Annotated in this window: 20 protein-coding genes; 8 read left to right on the top strand and 12 right to left on the bottom strand. The window is 46.5% G+C overall.

Annotated features, from left to right (window positions below; genetic code table 11):
• Positions 1–161: 161 nt before the first annotated feature.
• Positions 162–833 (top strand): 3'-5' exonuclease, encoded by a 672-nt coding sequence (locus tag MKY44_RS30315; protein WP_341010228.1) that lies wholly within the window; start codon positions 162–164, stop codon positions 831–833.
• A gap of 58 nt (positions 834–891) precedes the next feature.
• Here the strand turns inward: MKY44_RS30315 and MKY44_RS30320 are convergent, their stop codons facing one another.
• The 3 genes from MKY44_RS30320 to MKY44_RS30330 form a co-directional block, all read right to left on the bottom strand.
• Positions 892–1863: a helix-turn-helix transcriptional regulator gene (locus tag MKY44_RS30320; RefSeq protein ID WP_341010230.1), complete on the bottom strand. Its 972-nt coding sequence runs from the start codon at positions 1861–1863 to the stop codon at positions 892–894.
• A gap of 151 nt (positions 1864–2014) precedes the next feature.
• Positions 2015–2719 (bottom strand): hypothetical protein, encoded by a 705-nt coding sequence (locus tag MKY44_RS30325; RefSeq protein ID WP_017690195.1) that lies wholly within the window; start codon positions 2717–2719, stop codon positions 2015–2017.
• A 207-nt stretch (positions 2720–2926) separates the two neighbouring features.
• The gene (locus MKY44_RS30330) at positions 2927–3094 is read right to left on the bottom strand and encodes a hypothetical protein (RefSeq protein ID WP_341010232.1); all 168 of its coding nucleotides are present in this window, start codon (positions 3092–3094) and stop codon (positions 2927–2929) included.
• A gap of 330 nt (positions 3095–3424) precedes the next feature.
• Here MKY44_RS30330 and MKY44_RS30335 point away from each other — a divergent pair, with 330 nt between their 5' ends.
• The 6 genes from MKY44_RS30335 (at position 3425) to queF (ending at position 7544) form a co-directional block, all read left to right on the top strand.
• Positions 3425–3880, top strand: a complete 456-nt coding sequence (locus tag MKY44_RS30335) for a hypothetical protein (RefSeq protein ID WP_036611459.1) — start codon at positions 3425–3427, stop codon at positions 3878–3880.
• 18 nt (positions 3881–3898) lie between these two features.
• Complete coding sequence (locus MKY44_RS30340) at positions 3899–4603, top strand: AIM24 family protein (protein ID WP_036668803.1); 705 nt, start codon at positions 3899–3901, stop codon at positions 4601–4603.
• A gap of 365 nt (positions 4604–4968) precedes the next feature.
• A complete protein-coding gene (gene queC, locus MKY44_RS30345; protein WP_062835912.1) occupies positions 4969–5649 on the top strand; it encodes a 7-cyano-7-deazaguanine synthase QueC in 681 nt (226 codons plus the stop codon).
• Entirely contained in the window at positions 5646–6137 is a 492-nt protein-coding gene (gene queD, locus MKY44_RS30350) for a 6-carboxytetrahydropterin synthase QueD (protein ID WP_036611465.1), read from the top strand. Before queC ends, queD begins: the two co-directional genes overlap by 4 nt.
• Positions 6130–6903, top strand: coding sequence for a 7-carboxy-7-deazaguanine synthase QueE (gene queE, locus MKY44_RS30355; protein WP_341010234.1), 774 nt, complete (start codon positions 6130–6132; stop codon positions 6901–6903). Before queD ends, queE begins: the two co-directional genes overlap by 8 nt.
• 149 nt (positions 6904–7052) lie before the next feature.
• Positions 7053–7544 (top strand): preQ(1) synthase, encoded by a 492-nt coding sequence (queF, locus tag MKY44_RS30360; protein WP_341010235.1) that lies wholly within the window; start codon positions 7053–7055, stop codon positions 7542–7544.
• Positions 7545–7875: 331 nt separating this feature from the next.
• Here queF and MKY44_RS30365 read toward each other — a convergent pair whose 3' ends face one another.
• A complete protein-coding gene (locus tag MKY44_RS30365) occupies positions 7876–8088 on the bottom strand; it encodes a hypothetical protein (RefSeq protein WP_341010237.1) in 213 nt (70 codons plus the stop codon).
• 253 nt (positions 8089–8341) lie between these two features.
• On the opposite strand from MKY44_RS30365, the gene MKY44_RS30370 reads away from it, so the two are divergent.
• Positions 8342–9616 carry an MFS transporter gene (locus tag MKY44_RS30370; RefSeq protein WP_047841924.1) on the top strand — a complete coding sequence of 425 codons (1275 nt, stop codon included), beginning with the start codon at positions 8342–8344 and terminating at the stop codon, positions 9614–9616.
• 420 nt (positions 9617–10036) lie between these two features.
• Here the strand turns inward: MKY44_RS30370 and MKY44_RS30375 are convergent, their stop codons facing one another.
• The 8 genes from MKY44_RS30375 to MKY44_RS30410 all read right to left on the bottom strand — a co-directional run bounded on the left by MKY44_RS30375 (position 10037) and on the right by MKY44_RS30410 (position 19123).
• Positions 10037–10525 (bottom strand): YbaK/EbsC family protein, encoded by a 489-nt coding sequence (locus MKY44_RS30375; protein ID WP_341010239.1) that lies wholly within the window; start codon positions 10523–10525, stop codon positions 10037–10039.
• Between the two features lie 58 nt (positions 10526–10583).
• Positions 10584–11429 (bottom strand): EcsC family protein, encoded by an 846-nt coding sequence (locus tag MKY44_RS30380; RefSeq protein ID WP_341010240.1) that lies wholly within the window; start codon positions 11427–11429, stop codon positions 10584–10586.
• Between the two features lie 195 nt (positions 11430–11624).
• Positions 11625–12605, bottom strand: coding sequence for a glycoside hydrolase family 43 protein (locus tag MKY44_RS30385; RefSeq protein ID WP_341010242.1), 981 nt, complete (start codon positions 12603–12605; stop codon positions 11625–11627).
• Between the two features lie 738 nt (positions 12606–13343).
• Positions 13344–14765, bottom strand: a complete 1422-nt coding sequence (locus MKY44_RS30390; protein ID WP_341010316.1) for an arabinan endo-1,5-alpha-L-arabinosidase — start codon at positions 14763–14765, stop codon at positions 13344–13346.
• A 56-nt stretch (positions 14766–14821) separates the two neighbouring features.
• Positions 14822–15664, bottom strand: a complete 843-nt coding sequence (locus tag MKY44_RS30395) for a carbohydrate ABC transporter permease (RefSeq protein ID WP_036611483.1) — start codon at positions 15662–15664, stop codon at positions 14822–14824.
• 26 nt (positions 15665–15690) lie between these two features.
• Positions 15691–16581 carry a carbohydrate ABC transporter permease gene (locus MKY44_RS30400; RefSeq protein ID WP_036611613.1) on the bottom strand — a complete coding sequence of 297 codons (891 nt, stop codon included), beginning with the start codon at positions 16579–16581 and terminating at the stop codon, positions 15691–15693.
• 157 nt (positions 16582–16738) lie between these two features.
• Complete coding sequence (locus MKY44_RS30405) at positions 16739–18079, bottom strand: ABC transporter substrate-binding protein (RefSeq protein ID WP_341010244.1); 1341 nt, start codon at positions 18077–18079, stop codon at positions 16739–16741.
• Positions 18080–18211: 132 nt separating this feature from the next.
• A complete protein-coding gene (locus MKY44_RS30410) occupies positions 18212–19123 on the bottom strand; it encodes a glycoside hydrolase family 43 protein (RefSeq protein ID WP_051154000.1) in 912 nt (303 codons plus the stop codon).
• Between the last annotated feature and the right edge of the window lie 184 nt (positions 19124–19307).

Here is a 19307-nt window from a genome sequence, read left to right on the forward strand (position 1 = left end):
CCAAAACCGGAAATGCATCAGAAAGATCATTAAACACTCAGACTGTTCATTCACCCGAATACAATGAATTCTCTAGCGATGGCTGACATGGCAGCACGTTCCCTGTAATATAGAGAAATAGAAATCTATCACAGGTATTAATCGATAAAGGAGTTTGTCCTATGCCATATATCATATATGATCTTGAATTCACAGTAAGCCGCAATACTCGCTATTCTTCTGAAATTATTGATATCGGTGCCGTCCAAGTTACGGAAAGTGCAGATGGATTGGTCGTAACGGATACGTTCCATACGTATGTTCGTCCTTCCAACAAGTCTGTTCTGTCCACTGACACGATTCAGTTTACAGGTATCACGCAGAAAGATATTGATGCAGCCCCCCTTTTTCCGGCAGCATTGAACCAATTCATTGCTTGGATGGGAAGTGACCCCTATTACATGTGTTCCTGGGGACCCGATGACCGCAGCAAACTGATCTCTCATTGTCGCACCCATCAACTTGATGTGGCCTGGATCACCAATCATAACGATCTCCAGCAACAATGGTCCCGCACCGTTCGTAAAGAAGGCAAGTTCCGTCAACTCGGACTCGCTCAGGCTCTTGAAATCTGCGGAATCGAATTTGATGGTACCCAGCACCGTGCCTTGGATGATGCCATCAATACAGCCAAGGTATTTATGCATCAATTTGACCGTTTCACTCTGGAAAACAACTGTGCAGCCGATGATGAAGGCATTACATCCAAGGTTGTCTATTCCAGCTCCACAGAAGATGAAGAGAAAGAATCACCTTTTGGCAATCTGGCAAGCCTTTTCAAAACCAAAGAGTAACCGTCCACAGCACAGTACTTAATCGTGTTTTGCCTTAGGATTAGGTGGTATTCTAATCTCAACTTTTATTGTACATTTGTTGCCAATATTTTAGGCGTTCTTTCATCTTGATGCGGCAGATCTCCGGTTCGAGAATTTCCGCATCAGGTCCATATTTAGATATCCATACAAGAAATTCGTCAACATCACTTAATATGGCTTCAAATAACAGGCTACCTTCCGGTTCAATGGTTAGGATGGGTCGTATAAAAAATTGCTCCTGCATCACACGCGCCACAGCATGGGGGGCAAATCGAATTTTGAACGCAGTCCACTCCGTACTTCCCTCGTATGCCCAAGGAATGCGGAAGTGCGATTGCATCAGATAATCCTCTTTGCGAAACGTGCGTGGCAATATCCGTATCCTTTGCAGCCGGCTCACCTGAAATATTCGAAGTTTCTCCGACAGGTGACAATACCCTAACAGCTCAAATCTGTATTCACGAGGGATAAGACAGTAAGGATCTATACGTACGATCCCTTTTTTACCTTGAGACAGATACTCCCCTTCAATGGTGTTCTGTGAAATGCCAGCCTGAAGCAGGGTAATCAGGGATTGATTCTGCGAATCGTTGTTTTCATTTTGCCATGCGGGCAATCCCGCTTTGAACAATCCACTAATTTGCTCCGACCATTCCACTCGTTCTGTTTTGTTTTTCTGACTCGCAGCAACCACTTTCTCATAAGCGCTCTCAAAAGCAGGTTTCAGCAAAGGACGAATATTTTCCATAACTTCAGCAAGATGCATGAAAGCTTGGGCTTCTTCATCAGACCAATTTAGCGGATACATGGCAAACTGGCTGATAAACATGTACCCTTGTCCGTGTCCCATATTGGCGATCGGGATATGCATTGCACTGAGGGCCTCCATGTCGCGGTATATCGTCCTTTCCGTCGTCTCGCATCGCTGGGCGAGCTCACGTGCCAGTATGCCCGGCTTGGCCTGCACCAGCGTTATAATGCGCATTAATCGGATTAGTCGGTCTGTCATTTTGCCGGACCCTCCACGATGTTGTTTCAATAAATTTGATACAACTCCATCCATTGTTTAATATGATATTGATACATACATTCGACCTTCTCCTAAACTTCACCTTCAAATATGTAGACTCTCTCTATACCGTTACCATCTGAAATCAACCCTATTCTCCTAATATCTTTTTTTCACGATCATGATATCCTGTTGTAAACGTTATCTCATAGTGATAACGCAACTTTTCAACGATCTCGGCTTCCGCGTAATAGTCCAGATCTTGCTTCCGCGCAGCTTCAATTAACAACGCATCAGCATGACGACGCAACATATTACTTCCCTCTTGAACCCGGCCTCTTTCGTAGGCGCGCAGGGCTTGTTTGATCAGGGGCACGGTTTCACTTAATTTGATCGTCTTCTCCACCTTGGGATCTTCCGGCTGTCGCAGCATGCCCAGATGACTGGTGTACTGAATATACAACTGTTCTCTTCGTAACAATACACGTTGACTTTGCTTCAACTTCCTTGTGCTCCAGTAGGCTGAACATACGGCAGCTTTTCCTGATACACGGGGTCCCATGACGAATTCAAGCAAAATTTGTTTACTTTCTCCCTTGTACATATCCCCAAGCCTCAACAACCAGCCAATATCCGTTTCCTTGGAACGACATCCATAGATGCCTTTTAGCTGTACTCCATATTCCGGTTTGAGCAAAAGTTCCAAATCTCTTGATACAATTTTGGGTGCTATTTTCCTAAGTCTTTTGGCAGGGGCACCGTTACGCCACTCTACCATCATATATACGGGGTCGGCTCCCCCTGTCGGTATGGCCTCTTTATTCCACGAATAAGATACTTCAAAGACTGAGTTCACTGGTAGTCTCTCCCCCGATTTGTATGTATTATCTTCTAAGTTATCAGGGTGAATGGACACTATATTGTCACGGAACACATGTTCCCATTAAATTTTTCCAATATATTAGTTTTATATCCCTAAATCCGTCTCAATACGACAATAAACGACGAAAAAGCCTGGCACTAGGCCAAGCTTATCAATCACTTATCTATGACAAGTCCCAAATTAAACAGTAGGATGATTGATTCCCATTTTGTGTAAATATTGTACACCATCTGCTTCGTTTACCGGTGCATAGGTGACACTGTCAATGACCAGCTTACGCCCTACTGGCTCTCCATTCACAGTGATCATAATCGTTTTGGTTGATGTGTTCTGATCTGTTGTGTACATATGTTTCTACTCCTTCATGTTCACGATCTTATATTCAATCGGATATATTGGTATCGTTCATTAAATTGCGCATTTGTGAATAGCATGCACCCGGAACTGAAGTAAAAGATCTGTAAAACGGTCCGGTGTGCTTGCCTATCGTTCTATTACCCCGCAGATTTGTAAGCTAAACAGCCCTATTCCTAAATAATTTTATATATTTCGGGTAATAAAACGATATCATCTTGAACCCATCGTCCCGGTTTTGACGTATAATGTAAGAGCCGTATTTCAACAATAGACGACGAATTCGGCGATTGATCTATCTAACCGAAGAAAGAGGTGTTAACGATGCCAAAATCCATTCAGGGTTATTTCATTCGGGTGTTATTCACCACATGCATTCTATTTACTGTTTCGATCGCTTCGACAGTAAGTGCAGCCAGTGCCAATATTTTTACGGATATATACAGCGGATGGGAGCGAGTCTCCGAATTGCCCGGAGAAGTGAACGCTCTGCAGGAAAGTTATAAGCAAACGATGGAGCAATTAAATCAAACGTCTGCTCAGTTGGGACAAGCCCAGGCCAATGTCGAAGCATTTAAGACCCAGAACGAACAACTGCTGGCTCAGAACCAGAAACTCACTGAAATGGTAAGTAAATTACAGGACGACCAGAATGCCAAAGCAGCTACCACCAAACGAATTCAGACGACGATCATCACTGTCGTTTCTCTCATATTGGGTTACTTTGTTCTGATTCGTGTGATGCGCTGGGGAATGCGTCGCCGTTCGGGCCGAGTATAAAAGAACAGGAGCAACTGCATGAACATACACCTGAACAATGCTGAAGCAGGCGGAGCTGGGCAAGTCGTCACATTTTCACTCATTAAAGATGACCGCCTTCATATTTTGCATCCGCAGCAAATTGTGGCCTTCCGCGGTCCAAGTGGGAGTCGCAATGATAAATTCATGAATATCACGGGCATATATCGCAAAAAAAAGCTGATTAAATCCGAAATCACCGGACCTTGCCAATTTGTGGCTGCCCTGCCTCCCGGATTCACGATGAAGGAAGTGGAGCTCACGGAGGACAGTGATCTGCTCTATGACTTCCGCCACCTGTTCTTCTACTCTGATGGTGTAACCATGCATACCAAAATCCAGAAAATCAAAAACATGCTGATCACCCGTGATGCAGTGAAAATGAAATTTTCCGGCAAAGGCAAAATCGGATTGCTCACTCAAGGTCAGGTCTGCCAACAGGAACTGCATCCGACTGCCCCTCTTTATGTGGATGCCGGCAGTATAATTGCCTATCCCGAAAATGCACATCTGGAACTCACCGTATATGGTAACAACCTTGCCAGTCAGCATATGAATTATCATTGGAAGATGACAGGACATGGATCTGTGCTCTTTCAGGCTGGTCGTGAGAATCACCGCTTGGAACAGGATCTCAACGATGAGGGACTGTTCAAACGAATTCTGAAAGAAGTGATCCCTTTCGGCAATGTATTGATCAAATAAGCTGTTACATGATGAAACCGACCGATTAGCTGCCACTATGCTCCAGTGGGGTGGCCACCAAGCGGTTTCATGTTATAATGGTTCAGACAATTGAAGAAGAAAATCCATGCCTGAGGCATGGGAGAGGTTCGCGAACTCCCTCTATAAGACTTGACCATGTAATGGTCAGTATAAGTCTTGCGTACACTTTGTTTTACGGAATGTACGTAAAAAACTAAGGACACTTACTCTTGCCTGCTTTTTGAAGCGGTTATTGAGAAGGTGTGTTTTTTGATGGATGCCAGTTCATGAACTTCTCTGTTCTTCCGACACTCTATGCCTATGTGCATGGTTTGATCTCAAGAAGATAGAGAGGTTTTTTTATGTTGAACGAAGAAAAAGCAGTCGTTGTATTCAGCGGCGGTCAGGATAGTACCACGTGTCTGTTCTGGGCCAAACAACAGTTTGCCGAAGTTGAGGTTGTTACGTTTGATTACGGTCAACGCCACAAGCTGGAGATTGAATGTGCAGCCGAGATCGCTCGTGATCTGGGCGTACAGCAAACGGTACTCGATATGAGTCTGTTAAATCAGCTTGCACCCAATGCGCTCACTCGCACGGATGTGGAGATTACGCATGAAGAAGGCGAACTGCCAAGTACATTTGTAGATGGACGGAATCTGCTGTTCCTCAGTTTTGCGGCCATTATGGCAAAGCAAAAAGGAGCACGTCACCTGGTTACAGGTGTATGCGAGACGGATTTCAGCGGATACCCGGATTGCCGGGATTCATTTGTGAAATCGATGAATGTGACGCTTAACCTGTCGATGGACTATCCATTTGTCATTCATACCCCGCTCATGTGGCTGGACAAAGCCCAAACGTGGAAGATGGCCGATGATCTCGGTGCCTTTGATTATGTACGCGAGCGTACCCTGACCTGTTATAACGGCGTGATCGGCGATGGATGCGGAGAATGCCCTGCTTGCAAACTGCGCAAAGCCGGATTGGATCGTTATGTACAGCAACGTACTGCTGCTGAATCGGCGGGAGTGGATGTACGATGAGAGAACCGGGAACTTTCCGTATTGTAGAGCATCTGCAACGGATCGGAGAAGATATTCTCCCCACCCAGCTGCGCTATCACCGCAAACGTGTGCTTGTAAGCAAAGAATTCACCTTTGACGCAGCACATCACCTGCATTGTTATGAAGGCAAGTGCAAGAACCTGCACGGTCATACGTATAAAGTTATTTTTGGTATCAGCGGTTATCCGGGTGAAACCGGGCTGACGGTTGATTTTGGACATATCAAGGATATATGGAAAACTCAGATTGAGGGATATCTGGATCATCAGTACCTCAACGAGACACTTCCTTTAATGAATACAACGGCTGAGAATATGGTCGTTTGGCTGTTCGAACAGATGGAACATGCGCTCCAGACGGAGCCTTATGCCGGGCTGACCGATGGTGGGCGGACGGAGTTTGTCCGACTCTTCGAGACACCCACCAGTTACGCGGAAGCGAGACGGGAGTGGATGATCGATGAGTAGTGTGACACAGCAGGTGAATGAGACGGGATCTCGCAAAGAGGCTCGTATTCCCGTGATGGAGATTTTTGGTCCGACGGTCCAAGGCGAAGGCATGGTCATCGGGCAAAAAACGATGTTTGTTCGCACCGCGGGCTGCGATTATCGCTGCTCCTGGTGCGACTCGGCCTTTACCTGGGACGGCAGTGGCAAGGACCAGATTCGGATGATTACGCCGGAGGATGTATGGGAAGAATTGCGCCGCATTGGCGGCACCCGTTTCTCCCATGTCACCATCTCTGGCGGTAATCCCGCCCTGCTCGCTTCGCTGGGCGGGTTGGTTGCCCTGCTGCGGGAGAACGGCATCCGCACCGCGGTGGAGACGCAGGGCTCCCGCTGGCAGCCTTGGCTGGCGGACATTGACGAAGTCACTGTCTCGCCTAAGCCACCAAGCTCCGGCATGGGCACCGATTGGGCCGTGCTGGATGATCTGATTGAACGGTTGGCCGCTGGCCCGGTAGAACGAAGTCATAGTCTGAAGATCGTGATCTTCGATGAGACAGACCTGGACTATGCCCGCCGTGTGCATGCACGGTACCCGGGCACGGATTTATTTTTACAAACCGGGAACCCGGATGTGACTTCCGCCGATACGCCAGATCTGGCGTCCTCGCTGCTTGCTCGTTATGAGTGGCTGATCGACCAAGTCAGTGCCTCCGATGACCTGAATGATGTTCGTGTGCTTCCACAGCTTCATACGTTGGTATGGGGCAACAAACGCGGCGTGTGATGGGCAGTATGGGTGGAATGGGCGGCATGATGTAAGGATGAGGACGAAATGTCATCAGACAAAAAAGAGAATTATACAGGCAAAATTGCCTATTCATATATACCGTGAGGCTTCGGGCTTTGGCGGAAACAAGGAGCGTTTAATAACCGATGAGACAACCTGATGAGATGCAAGATGTGACGTTGCTGGGCAACCAGAACGTTAAATATACGTTTGAATATGATCCGGAAATCTTGGAGAACTTTGATAACAAGCATCCGTACCGCGATTATTTTGTGAAATTCAACTGCCCGGAGTTCACCAGCCTGTGCCCGATTACGGGTCAGCCGGACTTTGCAACGATCTATATCAGTTACATTCCTGATGTGAAGATGGTCGAGAGTAAATCGCTCAAGCTGTACCTGTTCAGCTTCCGTAACCATGGTGATTTCCACGAGGATTGTGTGAATATCATCATGAACGATCTAATCAAGCTGATGGACCCGCGCTACATCGAAGTATGGGGCAAATTCACACCGCGCGGCGGCATCTCCATTGACCCGTATACTAACTATGGTAAGCCGGGAACGAAATACGAACAGATGGCTGACCACCGCATGATGAACCATGATATGTACCCGGAGACGATTGATAATCGCTAAACTGTCGGGTTCATCCATTCTGTATAAAATAGAATCATAGAATGCCAAAAACCGAACTCTGCTAAATAAGTTGAACTAAAGATTATTTACACTGACACTACGATGACAGAACAACCTTCCAATCGCTGTTATCCCCAGATTTTTTTCCATTCCCTTTTCTAAAGGGGAAAATCCGGGGATAAAGGCGAACGCTTCGCTTTTTCAGGTTTTTTCTGTCCTCTCCGTTATCGTGTAAATGTTTAATTCAGCTTATATAGCTTAAGGAGTTCGGTTTTTTAGTATACACCTTTTATGAAACTCAGTGTCTCGTTGCAGTGGGATCGCAGTGCATTCAAGTAGATTGATCTTCCTTTAGTTCTTTGACTTTTTTAATGTAATGTCTCAACATCAGCACACCAATCGATTGAAAAATGATAAATATGACGATAGCCACAGACAAAGATGCTGGGGCAACATATATAGCCTGAAACGTTATTACAGCCATATACAAAATAGTCATCACCAACTCACGTTTGGCGGATTCATAAGGTGATAAGGATTTCATATCCATCCCTCCTCTATCCTTCTTACACATAAATATGGGTCTTCTTACAGTATATGCTAAAGTAATACGTTTATTTTGTAAATGTAATGTTAGAAACAAACACCTCAGAAATAAAGTTGAATTCATCAACGTTTTCCCTTGTTCCCCTTGTCGGTCCTATCAATCTATCCTATTATGTAACAATATGCTTACACGCATATATTACAACATCAGGCGCTGATCCCTCGTGACCGCGACCAAAGGAGAATTGTACATGTCTACACAAACCTCATTAACCAAGGACGCCACAGCGCGTTCGAAAGCCCCACCCGGATCGGATGCCCAAAGCACCGTTTACCGGATACTCATTGCCATCAGTCTGGTTCATCTCTTCAATGATTCGATCCAGTCGGTCATTCCCGCCATTTTTCCGATTCTGAAAGACTCTATGCATCTCACGTATACTCAGATCGGATGGATCTCATTTGCTATCAACTTTACCGCTTCCATTATGCAGCCTGTCGTAGGCTGGTTTGCTGATAAAAAACCGACACCATCTATCCTGCCCATTGGCATGGGTTTTACATTTACCGGCATGTTGCTGTTGGCCTTCGCTGACAGTTATATGGCTGTTCTGATTTCCGTTATCTTTGTCGGTCTAGGTTCCGCTGCTTTCCATCCAGAAGGTTCGCGTGTATCACACATGGCTGCCGGTCAACGCCGTGGACTGGCACAGTCCATCTTCCAGGTCGGTGGTAACGCCGGACAATCCCTTGCCCCATTGCTCACACGCTGGATCTTTATCCCGTTTGGACTGTTCGGTGCCATTGGATTTACAGGCATTGCTGCCATGGGAATTGCAGTTCAAATCTACATAGCCCGTTGGTATGGACGCATGCTGCAATCAGGAGGATACCTGCGTAGACAGGCTGCTGCCCGTCGTGCACCCAATCCTGCTTTGCGCAAAAAGATTACTGCCGCCATTACGCTATTGATCTTGCTCGTCTTTGTTCGTTCCTGGTATATCGCTTCCATTGGCAGCTTCTATGCGTTTAATCTGAAAGATACTTTTGGATTGTCCACAGAGGACGCGCAGATCTATATCTTCTTGTTCCTGGCTGCCGGAGCACTGGGTACGTTCTTCGGAGGCCCCTTGGCGGATCGATTCGGCAAACGTAACCTGATCTTCCTGTCCATGGCCGGAGCTGCTCCGCTGGCTCTGTTGTTGCCCTATGCGAATCTGTTCTGGACAGGCGTATTGCTAACAATTATTGGTTTTATCATGTTATCCAGCTTCTCGGTTACGGTTGTATACGCGCAAATGCTGATTCCAGGCAAAATCGGAACGGTTTCTGGTCTAATTACTGGTCTGGCATTTGGTATGGGAGGCCTGGGCGCACTCGTGCTGGGGAACTGGATTGACGTCTTCGGCGTATCACCGGTAATGCAGATGTGCAGCTTCCTACCACTGCTCGGGATTTTCACATTCCTGCTTCCATCCGATAAATTACTCAATATCTGGGCGAAAGAAAATGGTAGTGAGGAATAAAGAATACATCAACAGGTGTCCACTTTTTATTCTATATTAGATCCATTCCTTACGTGGCAGCATCGCCCTTATAAGACGTTATCTTGCGCTAACGAACCTGACAGCACTTATTTAAACGAATCCTGCCGGTTTCCCAATCTAAAGAATCTGAGCAACGCTATTCCCGAGAAAAAGGCCGAAAACCTTGGAATGTGCGTGTGAAATGCAGAAATAACGTGTCTGAGATTCTTTAGAAATCGGGATTAGTGAAATATCGCCCAGTAGCGTCTGCTGAGTTCGTTAGATTTCACTTTAGTCACCTACATTTGCAGTCTAAATAAAATGTTTGAACCATAACAAAAGGGTTCTTGCCAACTCTGTATTCACAGACTGGCAGGAACCCTTTTTTATATTTGTTGTTCTCGATTTAGCTTCAACCGTTTATTCCACGTCACACATGACAACGTTGCTACCTTGAGCTGTAATTAGTTCCTTCACATCTTCAAATTCAAGGAATACCGTTGCCGTATTTTCCATGGGATGAATTCCAATTTTCTGACCAACTAAATCCTTGTCAAAAACTACGGTCACGTTTTTCTGAATATTATTGAGAACCCCCATAGGGTTGACGTGCCCTTTTTCCAATCCGAGTAACTCCAACAAATCCTTTTCACTGGCAAAACTTAATTTGCGGCTAGGTATCTTTTCGCTTAAACTTCTCAAATCAACTGACTTCGTTCCAGCAATCGTCACCAGATAATAGTTGCGCTTCTTGTCATCACGCAGAAACAGATTTTTAACGATACGTTCTGTATGCGGAATCTGATAAGAGAATATTTCCTCCATCGTGTATACTGCGGGATGTTCAATACTTTCGTAAACGATATTATTGCGATCTAAAAGATCATAGAAACCCTGTTTGTTTAACATATCAAATTCATCTCTTTCAATATAAATATTCTTTTATAATATTACTTCTTCTGTAATATTACTTCAAACGCTGAAGGATCAGCCGTTTCTTGTACAACATTTTACCTGCTTCAGCTACATCTCGAATTGTATTTTTGTTGCTCACGGAACCAAACACCATACCCGCAATAGGCACGAGTTGGAACAGTTTCTTCCAACCAAAGGATTCACTGTAGGAGTTAAAAACCTCACGCCAACCCTGCATCTGCGATACCACTTCAATAGGCTTGTCCGGATCATCGTAAGCTGCCAGTTCTTCAATAATCGCTTTCTTGCCTACAATATCGGCGGAAGAGAACTGCAGACATTTAACAATAAAAATACGCTCCAGCGGTTCATCGGGATCATAGCCGTAACATAGTGCCATCTCCTGCAGTACCTTCAGAGAGAGCCCCATCACCATCGGAATATCTGCTGCAATGGTTACAATGCCACCAAACCCTGTAGCTGCTCCCTGAGCCGCTGCAAACTTCGTTCGACTGTCAGTAATGTTATCAGCCACCTGGTCCAGCACCTGAAGTGGCAGATTCTCTACACTATGAATCTTGGTTGTCCCCTCAGCTTCAGCATCCTGTTCCAGACGATAGGTTGTGTCCGACATGGAATAACCGGATTTCTCGGCTTCCTCTTGCAACAGCTTGGCTACTTTTTTCTTCTGTACGAGGAACTTGCCCCCATTCTGTACATACTGACCGACGTCATTCAGGGAATCTCCGATCTTCTGTTTTAACGATTTCGGCATCACTTTATCCAACATCGCAAAGGGCAACCGCCCGATTTTATCCCATATAAACAGGTCCTTCTGTTGTTTTTCCCATTTCAAAATCTGTTCAAGTTCGTGGTCCAATGTTTCGCGTGAATCCATATGTGATCCTCCTAATAGGTTGTGTATCGTAATCTGTATCTTTCTCATACGCAGAAATCATCGTTGTGGTTGCTTTGTTTTATATCCAAGACATCTACATTCAGACCGTTCTAACTTATCGTTCACATACAGAAGAGCCCTTAATCAGCATCACTCGCTAACTAAGGGCTCTCGTATTCAAGGTTTCACTACATCTTATTTTGCTTCTGCTACTGCTTTGCCATCTGGAGCTGGAACACCGAAATCAGGTGTGCCATCTTCACGCCAATGAATCACTTGAGCACGGGCGTGACGGTTCGGATCATACAAGGGATCACCCTCGATGTCTTTGTAATTGCGCGCATGATAGATCAGAATATCGGTCTTGCCATCCGGTGATACCGTAAAACTGTTATGGCCCGGACCGTATTGGCCGTTCGCTTCACAAGTCTGGAATACCGGCTCGGGTGATTTCACCCAGCTGGCCGGATCAAGCAAGTTGGCATTTTCATCTGCGGTGAGCAGGCCCATACAATAGTTGTAATCGGTCGCGCTCGCCGAGTATCCAATGAATAACCGTCCATTACGATGCATCACCGCTGCACCTTCATTAACTTTAAAACCGATGATTTCCCAATCGTACTCAGGCGTAGAGATCATGACCTGTTCGCCGCGTAGCGTCCACGGGTTTTCCATTTCCGAAATGTACAGGTTCGAGTTTCCCACAATATCGGGATCTTTCTGCGCCCAGACCAGATAGCGGATTCCCTTATGTTCAAAGGTCGTTGCATCCAGCGCGAATGATTCCCATCGAGTATAAATCTGTCCCTTTTCTACCCACTCTCCTTCGAGTGGATTCGCGGAATCGTTCTCCAGAACATACATACGGTGATCGAACAGTCCTTCGTTGGTCTCACTCGTGTGAGCCGCAGCATAATGTATGTACCATTTGCCATCGATAAAATGAATCTCCGGTGCCCAGATGTTGGCACTCATTGGCCCTGTGTCACGCTTGGTCCAAGCCGTTACCGGCTCAGCATTTCTCAACTCTTCCAACGTCTCTGCTCGCCGGATCTCAATCCGGTCAAAGGCTGGTACGGAAGCGGAAAAATAATAGTAACCATCTGTATGGCGGTACACCCACGGATCAGCGCGCTGCTCCAGGATAGGATTAGTAAAAGTAATGGAATCAGTCATGGGAATGCTCCCCTTTCAAATGTTGTTTGGCTCGAAGTTGGGGAATGTAACCCAATTGCGAAAAAGCGAAAACCCTTTTGGGGTGGTGCACAGCGGACGTTCGGGGACGGTAGGGCCTTGGTGCTCTCCTTGTCCTCCGATTTCTTTTCCCACCGCTCTTGGCGGTTGAAATCGGATGCCAAACTCGCTCCTGCGGCTCCTTCCTCCCCCTCTCTGCTTGTGCACCCTCGGAGCGGCAGCTCGCTCTCACCGCGCTCACTGGGTTACAACCTCACTTCGAGCCATTGTGTGGCTCGGTCTTATGGGATCGACCGCTTTGCTTGGTCGACTCTCCCCGTATTTAGAGCATGATTGGCCTCAGACATAGGCCAGCACAGATGAATCTTGAGTGTCTATCTGTGTTAGCGCACCTTAATAGCACAGCTTGCATTCACAGCGGACGCTCGGGGGTGGTAGGGCCTTGGTGCTCTCTTGTCCTCCGATTTCTTTTTCCCACCGCTCTTGGCGGTTGAAATCGGATGCCAAACTCGCTCCTGCGGCTCCTTCCTCCCCCTCTCTGCTTGTGCACCTTGGCGCTGCTGCTCGCTCTTACCGTGCTCGCTGGGTTACAACCTCATTTCGAGCCTTTTTGTTGGCTCGGTCTTATGGGTTGACCGCTTCGCACGGTCAACTCTCCCCACCAAGTGCACGGCTGGCCGCAATGTTATGAGCCAGCCATGCAACCTCGGGTTCGCACCCTTACTCCTCCGCTGCGCTGATCTGCTTGCCCCAGACCGCCACGCCCTGGTCATCAAGACCTGTCACTACCAGCGCGGGCTGGCTTCGCTCCCAGTCCCAGGACGGGAGCAGCTTCAACTCTTCCGTGGAAGCTCCGCCCCATGGGCTTTCTTTCCACTTCAGTGTCAATGTTTGTTTGCCATCAAATGTCCAGGTTCCTGAACCTTTTTCACTTTTAATTTTACCGTTGCTTGTTAGGGTATAAGGCACGGCTTGAATCTGCCCGTCCATGGACGGATCAAGCGCCATGCCTTCCCACTCCCCGGCAATCATGGACTTCGGAATATCCTGTGTAGTCTCACCTGCGTAACGTTCAGGTGAAACCACAGGCCAGCCATCCTTCGTCCATAACATTTTGCGTACATGCAGATATGGCCAGTTTTTATCCGTCTCACCCCGTGCATGATGCACGATGTAATAATCGTCTCCGTCCTTCAACACGGAGTTATGTCCAGGCGCAACCCAGCCCTCGCCTTCTGTGAAACGATAACCGCCGAGAATTTTGGTTCCGATCTCATATTGCGGCAGATACTCTGTATCCAGCATGTTATTGCCGTTTATGTCGGTATACGGCCCTGTGATTGAATCGGCACGCGCAACCCGCACGTTATAATCTTCGAACAAAGAATCATAGGAGACGAACAGATAATATTTTTTGAACTCCGGGTTATACACAATGTAAGGACCTTCGACTGCACCTTCTTCGGTAGCACGATCCCGAGCGGCAATGCGTGTACCATAACCCTCGTCCTTAAATTTCCCCGTCTCCGGATCGAGTGGAGCAATATATATTCCGTCAAAGAATGAACCATATACCATCCACGAATTGCCCTCGGCATCTACGATGGGATTGGCATCAATGGCATTTAATTTGTCCTGTTCATTCGCAGAAGTTTTCACAACCAGTCCTTCATCTGTCCATGGACCTTCGGGAGATGAGGATGTCTGAAGACCAATAGCCGACTGGGTACTGCCAAAAGAAGAAGCCGAATAATACATCCGATAGGTATCACCAGCCTGAATCACATCCGGTGCCCACAGATTGACTGCACCTGTCCAATCCAGCGCTTCTTGCGGAATACCGGGCAGAGCCTGACCTACCCATGTCCAGTTAATCAGATCATCTGATTTGCGTACCATGACGCCGGGTTTCGCTTCTCCTGCTACACGAACGTCTGTGGAATAGACGTAGTATCCCTGGTCTGTTTTGATAATGGCCGGATCATGCGCATTGTTCACCGTCCAACGGGATTCATCATCCAGTATGGATGTGTCATACAGCTGAGTATCTTGAGGAGCTTCAGGAAAGACCGGACGGGAAACCGTTTCTCCTGCTCCTTCTCCGGAACAACCTGTAGCTCCAACAACCAACAATAACAACATGGAAGCAACCACTCCTTTTCCTGAATTCGACCACCGTCGGAATTTCTTCCGCTGATTCATCCCTTCACTCCTGAAATGGCAACCGATTCAATAATCTGTTTCTGGAAGATCAGGAAGATGATTAATACAGGTAACAGAGCCACAATCGACGCCGCCATAATAAGTGGGTAATCGGTTTGAATCGCATACGTGGCATTAAAGTTCGCTATAACGAGCTGTAACGTCTGCTTCTCCGGTGAATTCAGATAAATAATCGGTGCCAGATAATCGTTCCAGATACCCATGAACCAGAGAATCAGCTGTGCAGCAATCGCCGGTTTGATGAGCGGAAACGTAATACTGGAGTACAACCGGAAGTAGGAACTTCCATCGATTTTGGCCGCCTCAATAATGGCATCTGGCACACTAAGCAGATATTGACGCAGGAAGAAGATCATGATTACATTACCGAACAGGCCAGGAACAATCAGTGGTAACAGCGTATCCACCCAGCCCAGCTTCGCAAACATGATGAATTGCGGGATCATAACTGTTGGATAAGGAATCATCATGGATGCCAGCAACGCAAGAAACAGTTTGTTTTTGTGCGGGAATCTTAATTTGGCAAAAGCAAAGGCAGCGATACTGGACGTAAACGTACCCACCACCGTTACACTCACCGCAACGATGAGGCTGTTTTTGATCCCGCTGAGTAGCGGTCCTGCTTCCCAGATTTCTTTATACTTTCCAAATTGGAATACTTCAGGTATCCATACAGGCGGAAGCGCGAACACATCCTGCTTCTCCTTCAATGACGTGGACAACATCCAGATCAGTGGTGCAATCATCGCAATCGCCCCAATCGCAAGTACGATAAAGATGATCGAGTTTGTTAATTTCCTCTTTTGACTGTAAGACATCTCCGGTTCACTCCTTTCCTTGACAATCAATCCCCATCATAGGCTGATTTTTCGTTCATTTTGAATTGCACCAGGGTAATGACAAAAATGAAAATACCAAGAATCATGGCCATCGCTGAGGCATAACCCATCTGCAAGTTACTGAAGGCTTTCTGCCAGATGTAGAAAACGATTGATGCCGAAGAATATTCAGGACCACCCGTAGGTGTCATAATGTTCATCTCAGTGAAGATCTGAGAACCGCCAATGATATTTGTAACAATGAGGAAAAAGGTAACTGGCTTCACCATAGGCCAGGTGATATTGCGGAAGATTTGGAACCCATTGGCTCCATCCAGCTCAGCCGCTTCGTAGTATGTACGTGATACACTTTGCAGTGCCGCCAAGTACAATAACATCGTGTATCCAAGACCCTTCCACACCGTCATAATAATAAGAGCCGGTTTGACCGTGTCTTTGTTCGCGAGCCAGTTTGGACCCTTGATACCAAACAGGTCAAGGAACTGGTTTACCAGACCGTAATCCCCGTTGTACGCCCAGTTCCACATGATGGACACCGCAGCGAGGGAAGAAATGACCGGGATGTAATAGATCACACGGAATGTCGTTGTGCCGGGAATTTTACGATTCAGACCCATTGCCAGCAACAGCGCCAACAACAGACCAATCGGGATACCGAGCATCAGGAAGAATGTATTAAACATCGCTTTGTAGAAGAGGTCATCCGTGAGCAAATCCTTGAAGTTGGCCAAACCGATAAAGTTCATCTGTCCCAGTCCGTCCCAATCCGTAAAGGAACCATAAAGGGAGTAGAGGAACGGAAACATGACAAAGATCAGCAATCCAAGAATCGGAGGTAAAATAAACAGATATCCGTACAGCATCTCTTTGCGATACAAACTCGATTTCGTAATCACGGCGTTCACCCCTGTTTCTAGTATCAGCATGTGGCATTCTTCGATAGAACTTTGCCGATCAACGAATGCCACATGCCCGTATGGAATCCAATAAGTTCCAATACGAATGATGCCAGCAGCATGATTGCAGGCTGCCGGCATCACCCTTTCCTATCTACTATTTCTGAGATTTCTTTTCTTGTTCAACCGCTTTGTCGAGCAGTTTTTGCATTTTCGGTTGTTGCTGCTTCACATAGTCTGCGGCTGTAATCTTGCCATCCAATACCGGCTGGATGTCTGTGAAGAACAGGTCATACCATTCCGCATTGTACGTGTAGTTACCTGGCAGAGCCCGGCCGTAATCCTCAACGATATCAATGAATTCCTGTTTGTTGGCTGGTTTTGTGGATGTATCTTTGGCCCACTCGTCTGCCATATCAAGCAAGTTTGGAATCTGTACCTTGGCATCTACCAGTTGCTGCATGCCTTCCTTCGAAGCCGTAAGGTAGTTCACCAATGCTGCTGCCTCTTCTGGATGTTTCGTTTTCGCGGATACTCCGATTCCCAGAGATCCGATCCACGTTGCCGATTTACCAGTAGATCCCGCAGGGAATGGCAGCAAATCATAATCGAAAGGTAATTTCTCAAATGTACTCATATCCCATGGGCCTACAGGGAAGAAAGCCATTTCACCTTTCATCCAGCGTTGATACGTATCCAATGTTTGCGCTTCCTCAATGGAAGGTGTAATTTTGTATACGTTCTGCATATCCGCGAAGAATTGCAGTGCTTCAGCGAATTTTGGATCATCAATCGTTACTTTTGTTTTGGTCTCATCCAACCAGTCGCCACCGTTGCTCCATACAAAGGATTGCAGTGCCCACTGTACGTTGAATCCAGTACCGTATACATCCGGTTTACCATCTCCATTGGTATCCTTGGTCGCTTGCTGGTTCACCTTGATGAACTCTTCCCATGTGTATGGTTTATCCTTGTCAGGGAGTGGGATGCCCTCTTTTTCAAACAACGTTTTGTTGTAGCCCAGTGCAAATGGCCCCAGATCCTTCGGCATACCGTAGATGTCACCTTGACCTGCCATTTGGCCGTCATAACGATAAAGATCCACGCCGTATTTCCAGATATTATCGAGATCAACATCCGGATTGTTTTCAATATACGAAGTGAGGTTCATCAGCACATTGCTGTTCACATACGCTTTCACGTCGCCCGGATTGATATAAAATACGTCAGGCAAGCTGTTGCCTGTAATTGCCGCTCTCAGCTTGGTTGCATATTGATCCGCAGCCGTTACGATAATTTTGACTTTCACACCCGGATGATCTTCTTCAAATTTCTTGACCACCGCCTGGTATGCTTTCTGCTCGTCTGTACCGCCGCGGAACATAAACGTTAACTCCTTGTCCCCACTTGCACTGCTGCCTCCTCCGCAGCCCGCAAGTACCAGTGCACTTACCAGCATAAGAAGCATAAATGTGACCCAACTCTTTTTCTTTACCATCTGAACCCCTCCTGATCTGGACTTGTAACCGTATTCAATTGGATGAAATAAGATTTCTGTTGTTAAATTTATCAAATCCAGATCACTTTAGTCAACACTTTTATAAAACATTTTATATTTATATAAAATAAATCAGTATTTCGGCCAGCCACTCGAGTCCCAAAGCAAGTCATTAATCAGCAATTTCGGATTGCCATTATCCTCTGCATCATAGGCATGTCTTGCGATGACATTGCCGTTGTACACGTCCTGACCACCTGGACCTTTCCATTTCACATTGCCTGTATCCAATATCGTTCCGCCACCATTCAGCATATTAACTCCGTTTTTGTCCACATAAGGGCCTGTAATACTGGTCGAACGTCCATAGACCATTTTGTAAGTACTGTTCACCCCTTGGCAGCAAGAATCGATGGAAGCAAACAGGTAATAATAACCGCCACGATATACAATACTTGGTCCTTCAATAGCACCTCCGTTATTCGGGCGCGCAGCAATGGAAGTTATACTTCCCGTCGGTTTCATCGTATTTTTGTCCAGCTTGACAATCTTCAGACCGCTCCAGAAAGATCCAAAGGCCAGCCATGGATTGCCTGAAGCATCAATGACCAGATTTGGATCAATGGCATTATAATTATTGGCGGTCGTGGTTTGAAGCACCAATCCTTCATCCTTCCACTGCCCTGCTCCAATGCTGTTCGCAGAAGCAAGACCAATCGCAGACCGGTTGGAGCCAAAGGTGGAGATTGAATAATAGAGCCATACTTTTCCGTTATACTGCTCTACATCCGGTGCCCATACATCCAATCCGCTTTGTCCCGGAACAGCAGAAGCCCACCAGGATGGCTTACTTAAAAAGATTTGTGGAACACGATACCAGGACGACCCATTATCCGATTTCAACACTTGAATGCCCGGGCCGGTTGAAAAGGTGTACCACGAGCTTCCCTCTTTGATAATTGATGGATCATGAACGGCGGTATCTCCGGTCAGATTCCAGAACGCCGCCAAAGCTTTTGACTGACCTGCCAGCAGTAATACCATCACAAGTAATGCTGGTAACGCCAACCGTTTCCACTTAAACCTCTTCACATTGCTTAACTTTTCCAAACCGAACTCCACCTTTCCTGATCAAATGGTTAATTAGGTTCATGAAGTAATGAATCAATTTAGGTATAATAGGATTATAAAAGCGGTTACATTACATTTCAATGGTATATTTCAAATA

It is taken from the genome of Paenibacillus sp. FSL R7-0026 (assembly GCF_038004485.1).
Lineage (GTDB): Bacteria > Bacillota > Bacilli > Paenibacillales > Paenibacillaceae > Paenibacillus > Paenibacillus xylanexedens_A.

Excerpts from the sequence above, each read along its gene's own strand:
- MKY44_RS30315 (WP_341010228.1), top strand. The coding sequence starts at position 162 with ATGCCATATATCATATATGATCTTGAATTCACAGTAAGCCGCAATACT.
- MKY44_RS30320 (WP_341010230.1), bottom strand. The coding sequence starts at position 1,863 with ATGACAGACCGACTAATCCGATTAATGCGCATTATAACGCTGGTGCAG.
- MKY44_RS30330 (WP_341010232.1), bottom strand. The coding sequence starts at position 3,094 with ATGTACACAACAGATCAGAACACATCAACCAAAACGATTATGATCACT.
- MKY44_RS30335 (WP_036611459.1), top strand. The coding sequence starts at position 3,425 with ATGCCAAAATCCATTCAGGGTTATTTCATTCGGGTGTTATTCACCACA.
- MKY44_RS30340 (WP_036668803.1), top strand. The coding sequence starts at position 3,899 with ATGAACATACACCTGAACAATGCTGAAGCAGGCGGAGCTGGGCAAGTC.
- queD (WP_036611465.1), top strand. The coding sequence starts at position 5,646 with ATGAGAGAACCGGGAACTTTCCGTATTGTAGAGCATCTGCAACGGATC.
- queE (WP_341010234.1), top strand. The coding sequence starts at position 6,130 with ATGAGTAGTGTGACACAGCAGGTGAATGAGACGGGATCTCGCAAAGAG.
- queF (WP_341010235.1), top strand. The coding sequence starts at position 7,053 with ATGAGACAACCTGATGAGATGCAAGATGTGACGTTGCTGGGCAACCAG.
- MKY44_RS30365 (WP_341010237.1), bottom strand. The coding sequence starts at position 8,088 with ATGAAATCCTTATCACCTTATGAATCCGCCAAACGTGAGTTGGTGATG.
- MKY44_RS30370 (WP_047841924.1), top strand. The coding sequence starts at position 8,342 with ATGTCTACACAAACCTCATTAACCAAGGACGCCACAGCGCGTTCGAAA.
- MKY44_RS30375 (WP_341010239.1), bottom strand. The coding sequence starts at position 10,525 with ATGTTAAACAAACAGGGTTTCTATGATCTTTTAGATCGCAATAATATC.
- MKY44_RS30380 (WP_341010240.1), bottom strand. The coding sequence starts at position 11,429 with ATGGATTCACGCGAAACATTGGACCACGAACTTGAACAGATTTTGAAA.
- MKY44_RS30385 (WP_341010242.1), bottom strand. The coding sequence starts at position 12,605 with ATGACTGATTCCATTACTTTTACTAATCCTATCCTGGAGCAGCGCGCT.
- MKY44_RS30390 (WP_341010316.1), bottom strand. The coding sequence starts at position 14,765 with ATGTTGTTATTGTTGGTTGTTGGAGCTACAGGTTGTTCCGGAGAAGGA.
- MKY44_RS30395 (WP_036611483.1), bottom strand. The coding sequence starts at position 15,664 with ATGTCTTACAGTCAAAAGAGGAAATTAACAAACTCGATCATCTTTATC.
- MKY44_RS30405 (WP_341010244.1), bottom strand. The coding sequence starts at position 18,079 with ATGGTAAAGAAAAAGAGTTGGGTCACATTTATGCTTCTTATGCTGGTA.
- MKY44_RS30410 (WP_051154000.1), bottom strand. The coding sequence starts at position 19,123 with ATGGTATTACTGCTGGCAGGTCAGTCAAAAGCTTTGGCGGCGTTCTGG.